This window comes from Leisingera caerulea DSM 24564 (genome assembly GCF_000473325.1).
GTDB classification, from domain to species: domain Bacteria; phylum Pseudomonadota; class Alphaproteobacteria; order Rhodobacterales; family Rhodobacteraceae; genus Leisingera; species Leisingera caerulea.
This window is the reverse complement of sequence record NZ_KI421513.1, coordinates 2,836,198-2,851,967: the sequence shown is the minus strand read 5'-3', so window position 1 is coordinate 2,851,967 and position 15,770 is coordinate 2,836,198. Positions and strand designations below refer to the sequence as shown.

Sequence of the window (15,770 nt, the reverse complement as noted above, 5' to 3'; positions counted from 1 at the left end):
CCCTTTAGTGCGTGCCTTCGTAGGCTTCTTCACCCTCTCCAAGACTATCCTTGTCGAGGTATTTGTTTTCACTGCCCTGGCCTTCGACGAACTCCAGGAAGGAGCGGTAGAAGAAGGCAATGGCGTGCAGGAACACGAGGCCCGCAAACAGCACCAGCAGGATCTTGAACAGGAAGTAGGCGTTGAACCCGTTAGGGCTGAAGCCGATGGTCTCGACGTTCCAGCGCAGGGCGCGGGATTTCATCACCAGCCGGTCAAGGCTGTCCGACGCCGACGGTTTCGGCACGATCAGATGCCGCCACAGGAAGAACCAGCCGTACATCCATGTCAGCACCGCGGCGGGCATCATGAAGATCAGTGAGCCCACCATATCCACAACCTTCTTGGCGCGGAAGCTGATGCCGGAATAGATCAGGTCCACCCGCACATGGCCGCCCTGCACAAAGGTGTAGGTCACGCAAAGGCAGACCACCAGAGCATTGTAAAACTTCAGTTCTTCGGCAAACCAGCTGATATCCTGGCTGAACGGGATGCCGAAGCCGAAACTGATGTCGGGCCGTGCGAACACCCGCTGCATGAAGACGATGATGATCTGCTGAAGGACCATCAGAAGCCCCGCCCAGGCAAAGAAGCGGCCCAGAGTGTTGGCCAGCCCCTCAAGTCCCCTCACCATGCCCCACATGAAGCCGCGGAAGTAGAAGCCGATGCCGGTCAGCACCAGGAAGGTGGTGAAGACGACAAAGAAGAACTCGACTGAGCCGCCATAGTAGACGAAACGCATGATCGAGGCCTTGTCCGACCAGTCGAGCCAGAGCTGAGGATGGGTGACGGCGTAGCCGAAGTTGTAAAAGGCGCCGGCGATGTTCTGGATCAGCCAGACAAGCCCGCCCCAGATTGCGCCAAAGAAGGTGATGCCACTCTCTTCCTGCATGTTTCCCCCGGGAAGATTGCTGCGAAGTTGCGGCGGAGGATTGGGCACACGGCGCTGCTGGCCGGCCGTCCCGCGCTTAGGGCAACTGCATGTGGATCCCCCGCCTGCGGCGGAGGATCCGGTTAATGCCAGTCAGGCGGATCAGCCCAGGACGCGGTCGCGCTGCACGCGGTAGGCGCCTTCGGACTTGGTGATCCAGCCGGAGGAGGCTTTCATTGAGGTTTCGACGCTGTTGCGGATTTTCGCAAACAGCTCGTCGCCCATGAACTCGTCCAGGGTTTCCTTGGTGGCCTGGCCGAAGGCATCCCAGACGCTGTCCGGGAATTCCAGGGTCTTCACGCCGCCGGACTGCAGGCGCTGCAGCGCTGCGCCGTTGTTGTTCATGAACTGCGCCAGGCTCCACTGGTGGCCGGCTGCGGACGCCATCTCGATGATCTTCTGATGGGCCGGCGACAGGCTTTCGAAGACTTCGCGGTTGGTGGCAACCGACAGCGCCGCGCCCGGCTCGTGGAAGCCCGCGGTGTAGTAGGTCTTGGTGATTTCCTGGAAACCGGCCTTTTCGTCCGCCCAGGGGCCGATCCACTCAGTGCCGTCGATGGCGCCGGAGGAGAGCGCCTGATACACTTCGGAACCAGGGATGTTCTGCACGGAGGCGCCCAGCTTGCCCAGTGCCTTGCCGCCGAGGCCAGGCATCCGGAACTTGAGACCGTTAAAGTCTTCGGGGCCTTTGATTTCCTTGTTGTACCAGCCGCCGGACTGCGGGCCGGTGTTGCCGCCGATGAAGGACTTCAGGCCAAAGATCTGGCCCAGCTCGTCATGCAGCGCGTGGCCGTCGCCGTGGTAGTACCAGTTGGTCAGCTCCTGCGGGGTCATGCCGAACGGCACTGCGGTGAAATACGCATAGCCCGGGTGCTGGCTGACGAAATAATAATCGGCCGCGTGGTACATGTCGGCCTGGCCTGCGGTCACGGCGTCGAACACTTCAAACGCGCCGACCAGCTCGCCTGCGGCTTTCAGGTCGATGGTCAGGTTGCCATCGGACATGGCGGTAATGGTGTCGGCAACATACTGCGCGGAGTCATGCACACCTGCCAGGCCGCGGCCCCAGGTGGTGACCATGGTCAGGGTGCGCTTGCCCTGGGCATAGGCCGGCGCGGCCAATGTGCCGGCTGCTGCGGCGGAGCCGCCCAGTGCGGACGTTTTCAAAAAAGAACGGCGATCCATAAAGTATTCCTCCCATTATCATTCGGATTGCCCGGAAGGTCCCCCCCGGGCGGATCGGTTCGAGTGCGGCCAGCCTAGCGGCGGCGAATTTTATGTGAATACCTAGTACTGCGTAGAACGGCACGTTTTTCGCGGCCGGACAGGAAAAGTTGGCGCATTTCTGGCGCGAACCGCCAAATGCCGGCACACGCAATGGGCGCAATCGTGTGATGCCTCTTTGATTCTTCTGGGCGGCTGCACAATGATTCGGTACAAGATTCTGACCAATTCCAGGACCCCGCTGATGCGTCTTTTCGAAACACTTTTGCGCCCTACCTACGCGCAGAAACTGTCGCTTCTGATGACCTTGCCGCTGATCGTGGCGGGCACGGCGATTGCGGTTCTGGTGGGCTACCAGTCGCGCGCCCTGGCCGAGCGCGAGATTCAGGCGCTGGAGGTGCAGCTGTTGGAGGCCAAGAAGGCGGAATTGCGCAACTACGTGACCCAGGCGCGCAACGGCTTTGCCCATATCTATGGCCTGGCGGCGCCGGATGATACGCAGGCCAAGGAACAGGTGGCGCAGATCCTCAGCGCGATGATCTACGGCAAGGACGGTTTCTTCTTTGTCTATGACTATGACGGCACCAATCTGGTCAGCCCGCGGCAGACCGAATTCATCAACCGCAACTGGGCGGGCCTGACGGACAGCGCAGGCGTGCCGGTGGTGGATGAGTTCATCCGGCTGGCGCGCGACGGCGCCGGCTGGCACAGCTTCACCTGGGAAAAGCCCTCCACCGGGGAAGAGGCGCAGATGATCGCCTATGTGCTGGGCCTGCAGGACTGGCAGTGGGCCATCGGCACCGGCGTGTTCATCGACGATGTGCTGGCCACCGTGGCCGCCTCCCGCGCGGACGTGGAGGCACGGGTGCAGCGCACATTTCTGTATATCGGGGCGATCACGCTGATTTCTCTGGTACTGGTCTTTGCCTCGGGGATGTTCCTGAACATCCGCGAGCGGCGGCTGGCGGACGCCAAGCTGAAGGAGCTGACCCAGCGGGTGTTCGACGCCCAGGAGGAGGAGCGCGGCCGGGTGGCGCGGGAGCTGCATGATGGCATCAGCCAACTGCTGGTTGGCGTGCGCTATGCGCTGGACAACACCCGCCGCCGCCTGACCCGCGGCGATGGCGAAGGCGCGGTTGCGCCGTTGGAGAAAGGCACCGAAAGCCTGCTGACCGCGATTACCGAGGTGCGCCGGATCAGCCGCGATCTGCGCCCCGGGGTGCTGGATGATCTGGGCCTGGGGCCCGCGCTGAAGGCGCTGACCGATGATTTTGCCGCCCGCACAGGGATCGAGACAGCATTCTCAACCGTAGTGTTCCGCAACCGGCTGGACCAGGATTCCAAGATTGCACTCTACCGCATCGCGCAGGAGGCGCTGACCAACATCGAACGCCACGCGGACGCCACCAAGGTCAGCATCGACCTGCGCGGCCACACCAAGGGCGCCACCATGCGGATCACCGACAATGGCCGCGGCCTGCCGCCGCGGGATGCCCGCACTGGCCCCGGGATCGGCCTGCGCAACATGCAGGAACGGATCGAGCAGCTTGACGGCACCTTGCGCATTCTGTCATCACGGGGCACCCAAAGCGGCACGGTGATCGAGGCAAGCCTGCCTCTCAGCCATCTGCTGCCGCCGGGCGAAGAGGGAACGCCTGCACAGCTGCCGTGACCGGGGAGAATGCGGCAAGGTGCAAGGCTCCCGGGCAATGGAAAGCTGCATTGGGGGAATGATGGCTGATCCGGTAAAGGTTCTGATCGTGGATGACCACCCGATGGTCGCCGAGGGCATCCAGTCGATCCTGGAAAGCTACGACGATATTGAGGTGGTCGGTTCGCTGACCGACGGCCGCGATGCCGTGGACCAGATGGGCAGGCTGGCGCCGGATGTGGTGCTGATGGACCTGAATATGCCCAAGCTCGGCGGCCTCAGCGCCACCGAGATCATCCTGGAACAGCACCCCGGCACCCGCATCCTGATCCTGTCGATGCATGACAGCGCCGAATATATCTCCACCGCGCTGAGCCACGGCGCGATGGGCTATGTGCTGAAAGACGTGCCGACGGATGAGATCAAGCAGGCGATTGACGCGGTGATGGAGGGGCAGACCTATCTCTGCACCGGTGCGGCCGGCTCCCTGAAGCCCAAGGATAACGGCACCCGCGAAGCGCTGACCGGGCGCGAGCAAACCATCCTGCTGGAACTGGCGCAGGGCAAATCCAACAAGGAAGTTGCCCAGGCGCTGGATATTTCGGTCAGAACAGTCGAAACCCACCGCAAGAACATCAAGCGCAAGCTGGGCATCTCCTCCACCGCCGGGCTGACCCGCTATGCGCTGGAGCACGGGGTGCTGCAGGGCACCGGCGCCGGGTTCTGAGGCGCCCTGCCCCTAGTTCAGACTGGCCAGCAGCGCCGGAGACGGATCGCCGGTCACCGGCAGGCCGCGGCTGGACTGGTAGCCGCTGATCGCAGCGCGGCTTTTCGGCCCCAGCACCCCGTCGGCACCGCCGGTATCGAAGCCCTTGGCCGTCAGGCGTTTTTGCAGCAGGATGCGGTCATCCTTGGTCAGCCCGTATTTGTCCGGCGGGAAACCCGCGCGCAGCGGACCGCCCCCGGCGATGCGGTCGGCCAGATGGCCCACCCCGATCGCGTAGGCATCCGAGTTGTTGTAGCGCTTGATGGCGTTGAAATTGCTGGTCACCGCAAACTTCGGCCCGCCCGCCTGCGGCTGGATGATACGGCCTGAGGGGGTGCCGGGCGCCCCGGCCTCTCCGCCCCATTTCAGCCCGCGGGTCCAGCCGTTCCTTTGCAGATAGGCAGCGGTGGACGCCAGCGCGTCGCTTGGGTCCTCCGACCAGATATCGCGCCGCCCGTCGCCGGTGAAATCCACCGCAAAGGCCTGGTAGGAGGTCGGGATGAACTGGGTATGCCCCATGGCGCCTGCCCAACTGCCGGTCATCCGGGCGGGCGTGATGTCACCGTTCTGCAGGATCCTGAGCGCCGCCATCAGCTGCTTCTCAAAAAACGAGCCGCGCCGCCCGTCATAGGCCAGCGTCGAAGTGGCGGAAATCACCGGCACGTCGCCGCGGCGCTCGCCAAAGAAGCTCTCCAGCCCCCAGATGGCGCAGATGATTTCCGCATCAACGCCATAGGTGCGCTCCAAAGTGCGCAGGATGGTCTGGTGCCGGGCAAAAGCGGCGCGGCCCTTGGCCAGCCGCTCGTCCGAGACGGCGATGGACAGATAATCCTCCAGCGTGCGCTTGAATTCGGTCTGGTTTCGGTCGCGCTTGATAACCCCGGGCAGATACCCGGCCCCGCGGAAGGCCGCGCGCAGGGTGGATTGGGAAATGCCCCGGGCCTCAGCCCGGGAGCGGAAGGAAGCCACCCACCGGTCATAACCCGTATTAGGCACGGGCCGCAGATCCGCCGGCAGACCAGTGCTGCGGGAGCTGCCCCCCGCAGGCACCGTGCTGCTGCAGGCCGTAAGCCCGAAGGCTGTAAGACCAAACCCGAAATGACGCCGTGTGATATTCATAATCTCTGCCCGTTCCGCTGGTTGCCGCCTGCCTTGTGCAGCAGGGCTTTTGCCTCACAGGCTGCCAGAAACCGGCGGGGCCGCCAAGGTCCGGAATCGCGTCAGAGCAAAGACCTGCCGTCTTGGTGTCCCGCCTGTCTGTCCAATGCCCGCCCCGACGCGAACCGCTCCCGCGGGAAGCCTGCCCGGGCAAAAATCTCCCAGATCCGCTGCTCCAGGTCCGGCGCGCCGATTTCAAGGCAATTGTGCCGGAAGTACCAGGTCAGGAACTGGGCATAGCCGCCGGTTCGCGCCTGTGCGCGGTGCAGCGCCTCCGCGAACTGCCCCGGCGCGGTGACGGTTTCTGCCATATGGTGAAAGTCAGACGTGCCATAGAGAATGGCGGGAGAGCGGTGCAGAAACCCTTCGATCGCCACAGTTGAGTTTATTGAGACGGTGGCACAGCTGGCAGCGAGAATATCGTGGATATTGGCGCCGGAAATGACCACCCGGCTGTCGCCCGCTGCAATCTCAGCCAGCTCTGCCATGCTTCCGATATCCGCTGTCCTGGGGTGCGGCTTGACCAGCACGGTCCGGCTGCCCGCGCCCTGCAGCACATCCTGCAGCATGGTGATATCGGTAAATTCCGTTGCCCCGGCCCGAAGCGGGTACGAGCCTTGGAAGAAGACGGAAACAGCGCCCTGCGGAATCTCCTGCCGCTCCCTTGGCGGCTGGTACCGGGTCCGGCGGGTGTCCTTCCAAGTCCGCTGCAGCCGGCCGAAAAACCGCTTGGCGTACTGGTACGGGATCATGTCCTCCCGGAACTCCCTGGCCGCGATGGGGCTGAACCCGCGGGTTCCCTCCGGGTCCAGATGCCAGAAGCCGTCCAGGTACGCCAAGGCCGCGTTCAGCACATTCGGCATCTGCACGTTGCGGTCATCCAGAATATGCAGATTGCCATCCTCGAAACGGCGGCCGGACACATGCCGGGTGCGGCTCGTGATGTCCCGGTCCATTGCCCGGATTTCACAGCCGCCGCCCTCTGCCGCCAGCATCTGACGGATCACACCGTAAAGCTGCAGGAACCCGCGCGAGAGGTCTTGATCAACATGCTTCTTGCGCAAATGGATAATGACTTTGGGCACCAGCGGCTTTCCTGCAGAAACCTGCATATAAGTATCGCGAACCCGCGCTGCACGTCCAGCCCCCTGGTGCCCCTCTGTCAATCCCGCAGCGCGTCCGCGCGCAGGCCTTCACGTTCGTAGTGGCGCGGCAGGACCCGGCCATAAAGCTGCCTGGTGCGCTCCACCCCGCCGCACATGCCCTCCTGCTCGACAAAGGAGAAGATGCCGACATAGCGTCTGCGCGGTCCTTCAACCGGTGCCACCCGGTGCAGCGAATACCGGCCCCTGAATATCTGCAGATCGCCGGGCTGCAGCACCAGCTTGCGCACCAGCGGCGAACCGCCCGCCAGCACCTGCGCAACGCCATCGTAGTTCTCATCCGCGGGGGTGCGCAGCATCGGCGCATATTCGAACTCACCGCCGCCGTCGCCGTTCTGAATTGCCAGCGTCACGGTGTAATTGTTGGTATCGAAATGCCAGGGGAAGCCCTGCCCCGCCTCGACCATGTTGATGATCACATCTGCCAGCGGATCGTCATACCGGAAGAACCGGTCTTCCGGCTCTCCCAGCGCCTCGCGGATAAAGGGCATGAAGCCGGGAAATTCGTAGATTGCCCGCAGCGGGCTGCCGGCGCCGAAATTGTCGGCCGGGATAAAGGCATTGGAACGGTCGTAGAATTGCCGCACCGGATGGGTCTCCGGCAAGGTGCTGTCGTCCTTGGAGAAATAGGCATTGGTGCGGCTAAAGGACTTGTGGCCTTTGTCCGCCACTGCGTCTGCCTCTGCCACCAGCCTGGCTATGCCTGCCTCATGCACAAACCCAGGCAGAACCGCACAGCCGTCCGCCGCAAGGTCGCGCTGCAGATCCGCGATCAGCTGGGCGCAGGCGCTGGACCCGGGCCGGTCAATCGGATACCGCCCGAGATCCACCAGATCGGCGAGTTGCATCATGTCCGCTTCCTTCTCTGCTACCTCTTTCCTAGGTTGAGCTTGCCTGCGGCAGGGGCGCCGATCTGGCACATTCGGGACACCGGCGTGCCGGTTTTGAACGATTTCGCAACTCTGCGACCGTGCATTTTCGCGGATATTTCGCCGCACCCCACGGCACAAGCAAGAAAATGTCTCCGGGCAGGGCTTTTTTGATACGTTTGCCGGTTGACGCCCCTGTCCAGCGCCCATAATGTCCGCTGCAACGCAATGAGGAGCCTGTGGACGTGACCACCCTAGTCGTAATCGTAGGAACCAAGCGCATGGGCCGGTAACGGTTGACCATAATCGAACCCATGCGCCTCCGACTTGAAATCGGGGGCTTTTTTTATGCGTAATGACGATGCCGCCAATTGGAGCAAAAAGCAGATGACACGTGAGATGACCGGCGCAAAAATGGTTGTTCAGGCCCTGAAGGATCAGGGGGTGGACGTGGTCTTCGGATACCCTGGCGGCGCCGTGCTGCCGATCTATGACGAGATCTTTCTGCAGAATGACATCCGCCACGTTCTGGTGCGGCACGAACAGGGCGCGGTCCACGCCGCCGAGGGCTATGCCCGCTCCACCGGCAAGCCCGGTGTTGTTCTGGTGACATCCGGCCCCGGCGCCACCAATGCGGTCACCGGCCTGACGGATGCGCTGCTGGATTCGATCCCGATCGTGGTTCTGACCGGCCAGGTGCCGACCTTCATGATCGGCTCCGACGCCTTCCAGGAGGCCGATACCGTAGGCATCACCCGGCCCTGCACCAAGCACAACTGGCTGGTCAAGGACACCGACGCGCTGGCAAGCACCCTGCATGAGGCGTTCCACGTCGCCAAATCCGGCCGCCCCGGCCCGGTTCTGGTCGACATCCCCAAGGACGTTCAGTTTGCCAACGGCAAGTATCAGGCGCCGAAACCGGCAGCCTCGCATTACCAGCCGCAGCTGAAGGGCGACATGGAAGCAATCACTGAGCTGGTCGAGGCGCTGGAGTCCGCCAAACGCCCGGTGTTCTACACCGGCGGCGGCGTCATCAATTCCGGCACCGCGGCCAGCCAGCTGCTGCGTGAGCTGGTGGATGGCACCGGCATCCCGATCACCTCGACCCTGATGGGCTTGGGCGCCTATCCCGCATCCGGCAAGAACTGGCTGGGCATGCTGGGGATGCACGGTCTTTACGAGGCCAACATGGCGATGCACGGATGCGATCTGATGATCAACATCGGCGCGCGCTTCGACGACCGCATCACCGGCCGCATCGACGCCTTCAGCCCGAATTCGAAAAAGGCGCATATCGACATCGACCCCTCCTCGATCAACAAGGTGATCCGGGTCGATATCCCGATTGTCGGCGATGTGGCGCATGTGCTGGAAGATATTCTGAAGGTCTGGAAATCGCGGGGCCGCAAGGTGAACCGCGAGGCACTGGCCAAGTGGCACAAGCAGATCGACGAATGGCGCGCGGTGAACTGCCTGTCGTTCAAGAACTCGGAAAAGACCATCAAGCCGCAGTACGCGCTGCAGCGCCTTGAGGAGCTCACCAAGGGCCGCGACCGCTATGTCACCACCGAGGTAGGCCAGCACCAGATGTGGGCGGCGCAGTACTTGGGCTTTGAGGATCCGAACCGCTGGATGACCTCCGGCGGGCTTGGCACCATGGGCTATGGCTTCCCGGCCTCGATCGGCGCCCAGATGGCGCATCCGGATGCGCTGGTGATCAACGTCGCGGGCGAGGCATCGTGGCTGATGAACATGCAGGAAATGGGCACCGCGGTGCAGTTCCGCCTGCCGGTCAAGCAGTTCATCCTCAACAACGAGCGCCTGGGCATGGTGCGTCAGTGGCAGGAGCTGCTGCATGGCGAGCGTTACAGCCACTCCTGGTCCGAGGCCCTGCCCGATTTCGTGAAGCTCGCCGAGGCCTTTGGCGCCAAGGGCATCTGCGTCAGCGATCCCGCCGATCTGGATGACGCGATCATGGAAATGATCGACTATGACGGGCCGGTGATCTTTGACTGCCTGGTCGAGAAGCACGAGAACTGCTTCCCGATGATCCCCTCGGGCAAGGCGCATAACGAGATGCTGCTGGGCGAGGCCGAGACGCAGGGCGTCATCCAGGCCGGCGGCGCAGTGCTGGTGTAACCGCGGCCGGACCGCAAAATTCTTATGAAGAATTTTGCCAAAAGTTTTCCGAAAACTTTTGGCAGCGACAAACGAAAGGACGGCGACTGATGTCTGCCCTGCATATCAAAAAAGGCTCCACCCGCCACTCCGCCTACAACCTGCGCCCGACGTTTTCGGACGTGCAGGAACGCCACACGATTGCAGTGCTGGTGGAAAACGAACCCGGCGTTCTAGCCCGTGTCATCGGCCTGTTTTCAGGCCGCGGCTACAACATCGAAAGCCTCACCGTGGCGGAGGTGGATCATACCGGCCACCTAAGCCGCATCACCATTGTCACCACCGGCACCCCGCAGGTGATTGAGCAGATCAAGGCGCAGCTGGGCCGCATCGTCTCGGTCCGCGACGTGCATGACCTGACGGTCGAAGGCGTCGCAGTGGAGCGGGAGCTGGCAATCCTGAAGGTTTCGGGAGAAGGCGACAAGCGGGTTGAGGCGCTGCGGCTGGCGGACATCTTCCGCGCCAACGTTGTCGACAGCACGCTGAACAGCTTTGTGTTTGAGATCACCGGTGCGCCGGACAAGATCGACGCCTTTGCCGAGCTGATGCGGCCGCTTGGCCTGGCTGAGATTGCCCGCACCGGCGTCGCCGCGCTGCTGCGCGGAAACTAATCCTGCTGCCGGCCTGGAAACAGGCCGGCGCTTAGCGCTGCCGGACCTGAAGCGGAGCGGAAACGCCCCGCTTTTTTGCGGATTGCACGGGGAACGGAACCACGGCGCCGGAGGTCTGGTCTTCTGCGCCGGCGGCCGGCGCGCAGGCTTCTGCTGACAGCCGGTCTGCCAAATCCGGGCTGCCCTGTTCGATCAGGACCGCAAGGTTTCCGGCAATCCTGACATTTCCGCTTATGGTCAGGTCGAATTCAACCCAATCCCCTGGATTGAATTCCTGAAACTCTGCCCCGGCCTCATTTGTATAAAAGGCGAGATCCCCCTGATCTTCACACCAGATTACGGCTTTAGTCAGGGTTTCATCCCGCCACAAAACGACTCCAATCATACCAGTCCTCGCATTGCCGCCCTCCGATTTTGAAACAATTGAGGTGACGCCAACATGATAAAATGCGCTCTGGGCTATTGCATTTTGTGTCGGCTTGACTAGCCTTCTGACGTGAAGTAGCGACAGCCGTGACGCAGAACGGCAGCGCCCGCTTTAGGCTCACACCCGGAGCCTGGCACAATCAGCCCGGAAGCGCCGCAAATGTTTCGCGAAAATTCGAACCGTCAGGGTCAAAGATGAACAGTCAGAACCGCTCCCCAGCTGATCTAAGGAACATGTTCGGCGCCAATTTGCGTCAGTTATCGCGGCAATACCCGTCGGTTTCCGAGCTGTCGCGCCAGCTTGGCATCAACCGCACTCAATTCAACCGCTACCTTTCAGGCGAGAGTTTCCCGCGCCCGGACGTGCTGGACCGGATCTGCCGTTTTTTCGAAGTCGATGCCCGTATTCTTCTGGACCCTGTCGAAAAACTTTCCAAAGCCGGTCAGGTAATAAACGGCGCGTTTCTGTCAGATTTCCTGGGCCGCGGCGTGCAGCAGCTGAGCGAGGAGTTTTTCCCGTCCGGGTTTTACCGTTTTACCCGCCGCAGCTTCATCAATGACGATAAATTCGTGATCGGCCTGACCTATGTGTTCCGGGATGCGGGCGTGACCTACATCAAGGGCTTTGAAGCCAAGGAGGCGATGTACAGCCAGGGGCTGCCTGCCACCCCGGCAGTACGCGAATTCCGCGGCTATGTCAGCGGCCACGAGGATGGCGTTGCCTTTGTCATCGCGCGGCGCAGGGCGATGACCTATTCCTTCAATTACCTGGCCCGCGAGGCCTCTCTGGAGAATAATTTCTGGTCCGGCTACGTCGCCCGCACCGTGCGCGAAAGCCAGACCGGCGAGCGGGTGACGCGGATGGTTTACGAACACCTTGGCCGCGAAACCGGACAGGTGCTGGCCGCTGCGCGCAGTTCCGGCTTTGCCGACGCGGCGGACCTGCTGCCCTTCCACCGCCGCCTGCTGCACACCGGCCAGCCCTTCCGCTGACGCTATTGGGCGGCAGCCTGGCGGTAGATGTGCCAGGTGGCGTGGCCCAGCAGCGGCAGCACCAGGAACAATCCCAGGAACCAGGGCAGCAGCGCCGCAAAGGTGGCGGCGGCAATCAGCGCGGCCCAGACCATCATCACCAGGAAGTTCTGCTGCACATACTGGAAGCTGGTGATCATCGCGGTAACGAAATCGACCTCACGGTCCAGCAGCAGCGGCAGCGAAATCACCGTGATCATATAGAGCAGCAGCGCAAACAATGCGCCAACCGCGGTGCCCACCGCCAGCATCGTCAGCCCGTTGGCGGTCAGGAACACCTCAGCGGAACTGGAAACATTGGTCATCGTCGCATGCCCCATGAACAGGGCAAAGATCATGTGGCCAAGGAAAAACCAGAACAGGAACACCACAACGATGATGGCGCAGATCGAGGGCAGCTGGCGGCGGCTTTGCTGCAGCACCACGCCAAGGATGCCGCCAAAGGCAATCGGCTGTCCCTGCTCCAGCCGGTGCGACACCTCGTAAAGCCCCACCGCGGCAAAGGGGCCGATCAGCGGAAACCCGATGGCAGCCAGAACCAGCCAGTAGGTGGTGCCCGTCTGCACAGTGACCCAGGCCATGGCCCAGCCTGCCAGCACATAAAATCCCGCAAAAAACAGCCCGTAGAGCGGCTTGGCCCGGAAATCGGCCCAGCCCCGCCGCAGCGCTTCGAACAGCATGGGCATGGCAGCGGGCCGCAGCTCCGGCACCCCAAAGGGCTTTTCTGTGGTCATCGCGGTGTTCCTCTCGATTGCCTGTTTCCGCCAGCCTAGCCGCGAACCCCGCGCCAAAAAATACCTTCCGGATACATATTTTAAACTGCTGCGCCGGGTCCGCCGCCCGGCGGGCCGCAGCGACCGCCGCACAAAAAAGACGGGCTGTGCCGCCCGTCTTTCCGGTTGGATGAAGCCTGCCCGCGGTCAGACGAAGACAAAGTCGTCGGCCGTCAGGCCAAGCCCCGCCTCGCCGTCCAGCCGCACCGTGCCGCCGTCATGGGTGATCAGGCGGTCACCGCCGCTGTCTGTGATACCAAGGCTGGCAAAGCCGCCGCTGTGACCGCGGATCTGCAGGATGTCGGTGCCATCCTTGAAGTCCCTGACCAGGTCGTCGCCGACTGTGAACACAAAGGTATCAGCCCCGCCGCCGCCCGTCATTGTATCATTGCCGCTGCCGCCGTTCAGGGTGTCCTTGCCGCCGCCGCCGGCCAGCCTGTCGTTGCCGCCGCCGCCGTTCAACGTGTCCGCGCCCGCCAGCCCGGCCAGGCGGTCGTTGCCGCCCTTCCCCGACAGCAGGTTCGCACCGCCGTCCCCCGTCAGCCTGTCCCCTTTGGCGGTGCCGGTCAGGTTCTCAACGGAGGAGGCTTGCACAAACCCGGTCCCCTCCGCGCCCAGCTTGCCGCCCGGTGCGCCGGGGTTCTGCCACGCCCCATCCAGGTTGAGGGAAAACACCACCCCGTCTGAGAACTTGGAGAAATCTACAGTGTCCCTGCCGCTGCCGCCGCTGATCTGCACTCCTGCGCCGGGGTCGGTTTCCGAAATGCTGACGGTATCCCGCCCGCTGCCCAGCCGGACCAGGCCAGCGCTCCCGGCCCCGACTGCGGCGGTGTCATTCCCATTACCGGTTGAGATCAGTTCCACGAAAGCGTTGCCTGTGCGGACAGTGTCGCTGCCGTCGCCTGTGCGGACCACGCCAGCGCCGCTGTTGCCAACCACCACGGTATCGCCGCCATCGGAAGTGCTGATGAACTCCGCAAACCCTTTGCGCACCACAACCTTGTCATCTCCGGCGGCAGTGCGCACGGTGCCCGCGCCGCCGCTGCCGATGGTGATCATATCCCCCCTGGCCCTGTCTGCGTCGCTGCTGCCAAGGCCGGTTTCGATGTTGAACACAAACGCACTGCCGGTGGTGACAATGTTTTCTTCGGCAAACAGATGGATGGAAAACGTGCTGTCCTGCTGGTTTTCGCCCAGCGTGACCTCATGCTTTTTCCCGTCCCATCCGTTGATTTGCCGCGCGCGGGTGGTGTCCAGAACCACGCTGGAGTTGTAGCCCAGCTCCAGATAGTCGATCCGGCGGCCGGTTCCGCCGTCCAGATCGGTGATCCTGGTCAGGTTGTTTTCCGCAGCGCCGCCGAACCGGACGATCTTGGCCGTCCAGTCTTGCCCGGTGAGGCCGATATCTGCCACCAGCCTGTTGTCCGCGTTGCTTTCAAAGACATTGTAGGTGTTCAAAAAGCGGTCGAACCACTCAACGCTGCTTTGGCCATCAAGCCGGGGAATGGCTGTTTCACCGTCAAATACGAGATTCAGATTGACCCGTGCCATGACACTCCCCCTTCACCACGAACACCAACCTTGGCATATCCAGCAAAAAGCGTCCGGCCCGGACGGGCAAGGTGGCGATTTCGATAGCTTGCATGCGGCGTCAGAAATGGAAAAACTCCGGCTGATACGGCTGGAGTTTGCAATTCTCTCAGCAGCTGCTGCGTGCCGCTGCCGCCAGGGCAGACCGGCGGCGGGGATCAGTCCTCGCCCTGGGCCTCGGAACGGCTCTTGCCCGAGACGTTCATAGCCAGCGTTGCAGCCATGAAGCCGTCCAGATCGCCGTCCAGCACGCCCTTGGTGTCCGAGGTCTCGTGCCCCGTGCGCAGGTCCTTCACCATCTGATAGGGCTGCAACACATACGAACGGATCTGGTTGCCCCAGCCGGCATCGCCCTTGGCTTCATGCGCGGCGTTGATCTCGGCGTTGCGGCGGTCTAGCTCCTGCTGGTACAGGCGCGATTTCAGCGCCTTCATGGCGATATCGCGGTTCTGGTGCTGCGACTTCTCGGACGAGGTCACCACGATGCCGGTCGGGATGTGGGTGATCCGCACCGCCGAGTCGGTGGTGTTCACGTGCTGGCCGCCCGCGCCCGAGGAGCGGTAGGTGTCGACACGGATATCGGACGGGTTCACGTCGATCTCGATATTGTCGTCCACCACCGGATAGACCCAGACAGAGCTGAACGAGGTGTGCCGCTTGGCCGCCGAGTCATAGGGGGAAATCCGCACCAGCCGGTGCACGCCGCTCTCGGACTTCAGCCAGCCATAGGCATTGTGGCCGGAAATCTTGTAGGCGGCGGATTTGATGCCTGCCTCGTCGCCCGCGCTTTCGGACTGCAGTTCGACCTTGTAGCCCTTCTTCTCGGCCCAGCGGACATACATCCGCGCCAGCATCGACGCCCAGTCGCAGCTTTCGGTGCCGCCGGCGCCTGCATTGATCTCCAGGAAAGTGTCGTTGGCGTCGGCCTCACCGTCCAGAAGCGCTTCCAGCTCCTTCTCGGCGGCCTTTTCCTTGAGCGTTCCCAGCGCCGCCTCGGCATCCTTGACGACCTCATCATCCTCCTCCATCTCGCCCAGCTCGATGAGCTCGATATTGTCGGAAAGATCCTGCTGGATGCCCTTGTAAGTATTAATGGAATCCACCAGCGCCTGGCGCTCGCGCATCAGTTTTTGCGCCGCCTCCGGGTCGTCCCACAGGTTCGGATCCTCGACCCGTGCGTTGAATTCCTCCAGGCGGAATTCGGCGGTTTCCCAATTCATCCGCTGGGCCAGCAGCTCCAGCGACTTTTCGATCTCCGCCACGATGTTCTGGGTTTCCGCGCGCATGGGGTATCCTTGCAATATCCGGGCAATCTCAGGTCAGGCCTGCGTGATAAACCACCCTTGCGCCGCGGGCAAG

At 62.6% G+C, this 15,770-nt stretch carries 14 protein-coding genes; 5 read left to right on the top strand and 9 right to left on the bottom strand.

The genetic code is table 11. The features are described from left to right. Positions 1-4: 4 nt before the first annotated feature. Together CAER_RS0121040 and CAER_RS0121035 are read right to left on the bottom strand one after the other, a co-directional pair. A complete protein-coding gene (locus tag CAER_RS0121040) occupies positions 5-931 on the bottom strand; it encodes a TRAP transporter small permease subunit (protein WP_027237231.1) in 927 nt (308 codons plus the stop codon). A 141-nt stretch (positions 932-1,072) separates the two neighbouring features. Then, positions 1,073-2,155, bottom strand: a complete 1,083-nt coding sequence (locus CAER_RS0121035) for a TRAP transporter substrate-binding protein (RefSeq protein ID WP_027237230.1) — start codon at positions 2,153-2,155, stop codon at positions 1,073-1,075. Between the two features lie 283 nt (positions 2,156-2,438). Between CAER_RS0121035 and CAER_RS0121030 the strand changes: the two genes are divergently transcribed. Further along, the gene (locus tag CAER_RS0121030) at positions 2,439-3,866 is read left to right on the top strand and encodes a cache domain-containing protein (RefSeq protein ID WP_027237229.1); all 1,428 of its coding nucleotides are present in this window, start codon (positions 2,439-2,441) and stop codon (positions 3,864-3,866) included. A gap of 61 nt (positions 3,867-3,927) precedes the next feature. After that, a complete protein-coding gene (locus CAER_RS0121025) occupies positions 3,928-4,572 on the top strand; it encodes a response regulator transcription factor (RefSeq protein ID WP_027237228.1) in 645 nt (214 codons plus the stop codon). A 12-nt stretch (positions 4,573-4,584) separates the two neighbouring features. On the opposite strand, the gene CAER_RS0121020 is transcribed toward CAER_RS0121025, so the two are convergent. From CAER_RS0121020 to CAER_RS0121010, 3 genes are all read right to left on the bottom strand, one after another. Then, positions 4,585-5,730: a lytic murein transglycosylase gene (locus CAER_RS0121020; protein ID WP_027237227.1), complete on the bottom strand. Its 1,146-nt coding sequence runs from the start codon at positions 5,728-5,730 to the stop codon at positions 4,585-4,587. Positions 5,731-5,831: 101 nt separating this feature from the next. Then, complete coding sequence (locus CAER_RS0121015; RefSeq protein ID WP_161631096.1) at positions 5,832-6,854, bottom strand: capsular polysaccharide export protein, LipB/KpsS family; 1,023 nt, start codon at positions 6,852-6,854, stop codon at positions 5,832-5,834. Between the two features lie 77 nt (positions 6,855-6,931). After that, complete coding sequence (locus CAER_RS0121010; RefSeq protein WP_027237225.1) at positions 6,932-7,783, bottom strand: HalD/BesD family halogenase; 852 nt, start codon at positions 7,781-7,783, stop codon at positions 6,932-6,934. 405 nt (positions 7,784-8,188) lie between these two features. Here CAER_RS0121010 and CAER_RS0121005 point away from each other — a divergent pair, with 405 nt between their 5' ends. Together CAER_RS0121005 and ilvN are read left to right on the top strand one after the other, a co-directional pair. Then, positions 8,189-9,940, top strand: coding sequence for an acetolactate synthase 3 large subunit (locus CAER_RS0121005; RefSeq protein WP_027237224.1), 1,752 nt, complete (start codon positions 8,189-8,191; stop codon positions 9,938-9,940). 89 nt (positions 9,941-10,029) lie between these two features. After that, complete coding sequence (ilvN, locus tag CAER_RS0121000) at positions 10,030-10,590, top strand: acetolactate synthase small subunit (protein ID WP_027237223.1); 561 nt, start codon at positions 10,030-10,032, stop codon at positions 10,588-10,590. 31 nt (positions 10,591-10,621) lie between these two features. On the opposite strand, the gene CAER_RS0120995 is transcribed toward ilvN, so the two are convergent. After that, on the bottom strand, positions 10,622-10,975 hold the full coding sequence (locus CAER_RS0120995; protein ID WP_027237222.1) for a hypothetical protein: 354 nt from the start codon (positions 10,973-10,975) through the stop codon (positions 10,622-10,624). A gap of 236 nt (positions 10,976-11,211) precedes the next feature. Here CAER_RS0120995 and CAER_RS0120990 point away from each other — a divergent pair, with 236 nt between their 5' ends. Further along, entirely contained in the window at positions 11,212-12,009 is a 798-nt protein-coding gene (locus CAER_RS0120990; protein ID WP_209320213.1) for a helix-turn-helix domain-containing protein, read from the top strand. A 2-nt stretch (positions 12,010-12,011) separates the two neighbouring features. Here CAER_RS0120990 and CAER_RS0120985 read toward each other — a convergent pair whose 3' ends face one another. The 3 genes from CAER_RS0120985 to prfB form a co-directional block, all read right to left on the bottom strand. Beyond that, a complete protein-coding gene (locus CAER_RS0120985) occupies positions 12,012-12,782 on the bottom strand; it encodes a DUF2189 domain-containing protein (RefSeq protein ID WP_027237220.1) in 771 nt (256 codons plus the stop codon). 186 nt (positions 12,783-12,968) lie between these two features. Next, positions 12,969-14,372: a calcium-binding protein gene (locus CAER_RS0120980; RefSeq protein WP_027237219.1), complete on the bottom strand. Its 1,404-nt coding sequence runs from the start codon at positions 14,370-14,372 to the stop codon at positions 12,969-12,971. A gap of 197 nt (positions 14,373-14,569) precedes the next feature. Next, on the bottom strand, positions 14,570-15,697 hold the full coding sequence (gene prfB, locus CAER_RS0120975; protein ID WP_027237218.1) for a peptide chain release factor 2: 1,128 nt from the start codon (positions 15,695-15,697) through the stop codon (positions 14,570-14,572). Between the last annotated feature and the right edge of the window lie 73 nt (positions 15,698-15,770).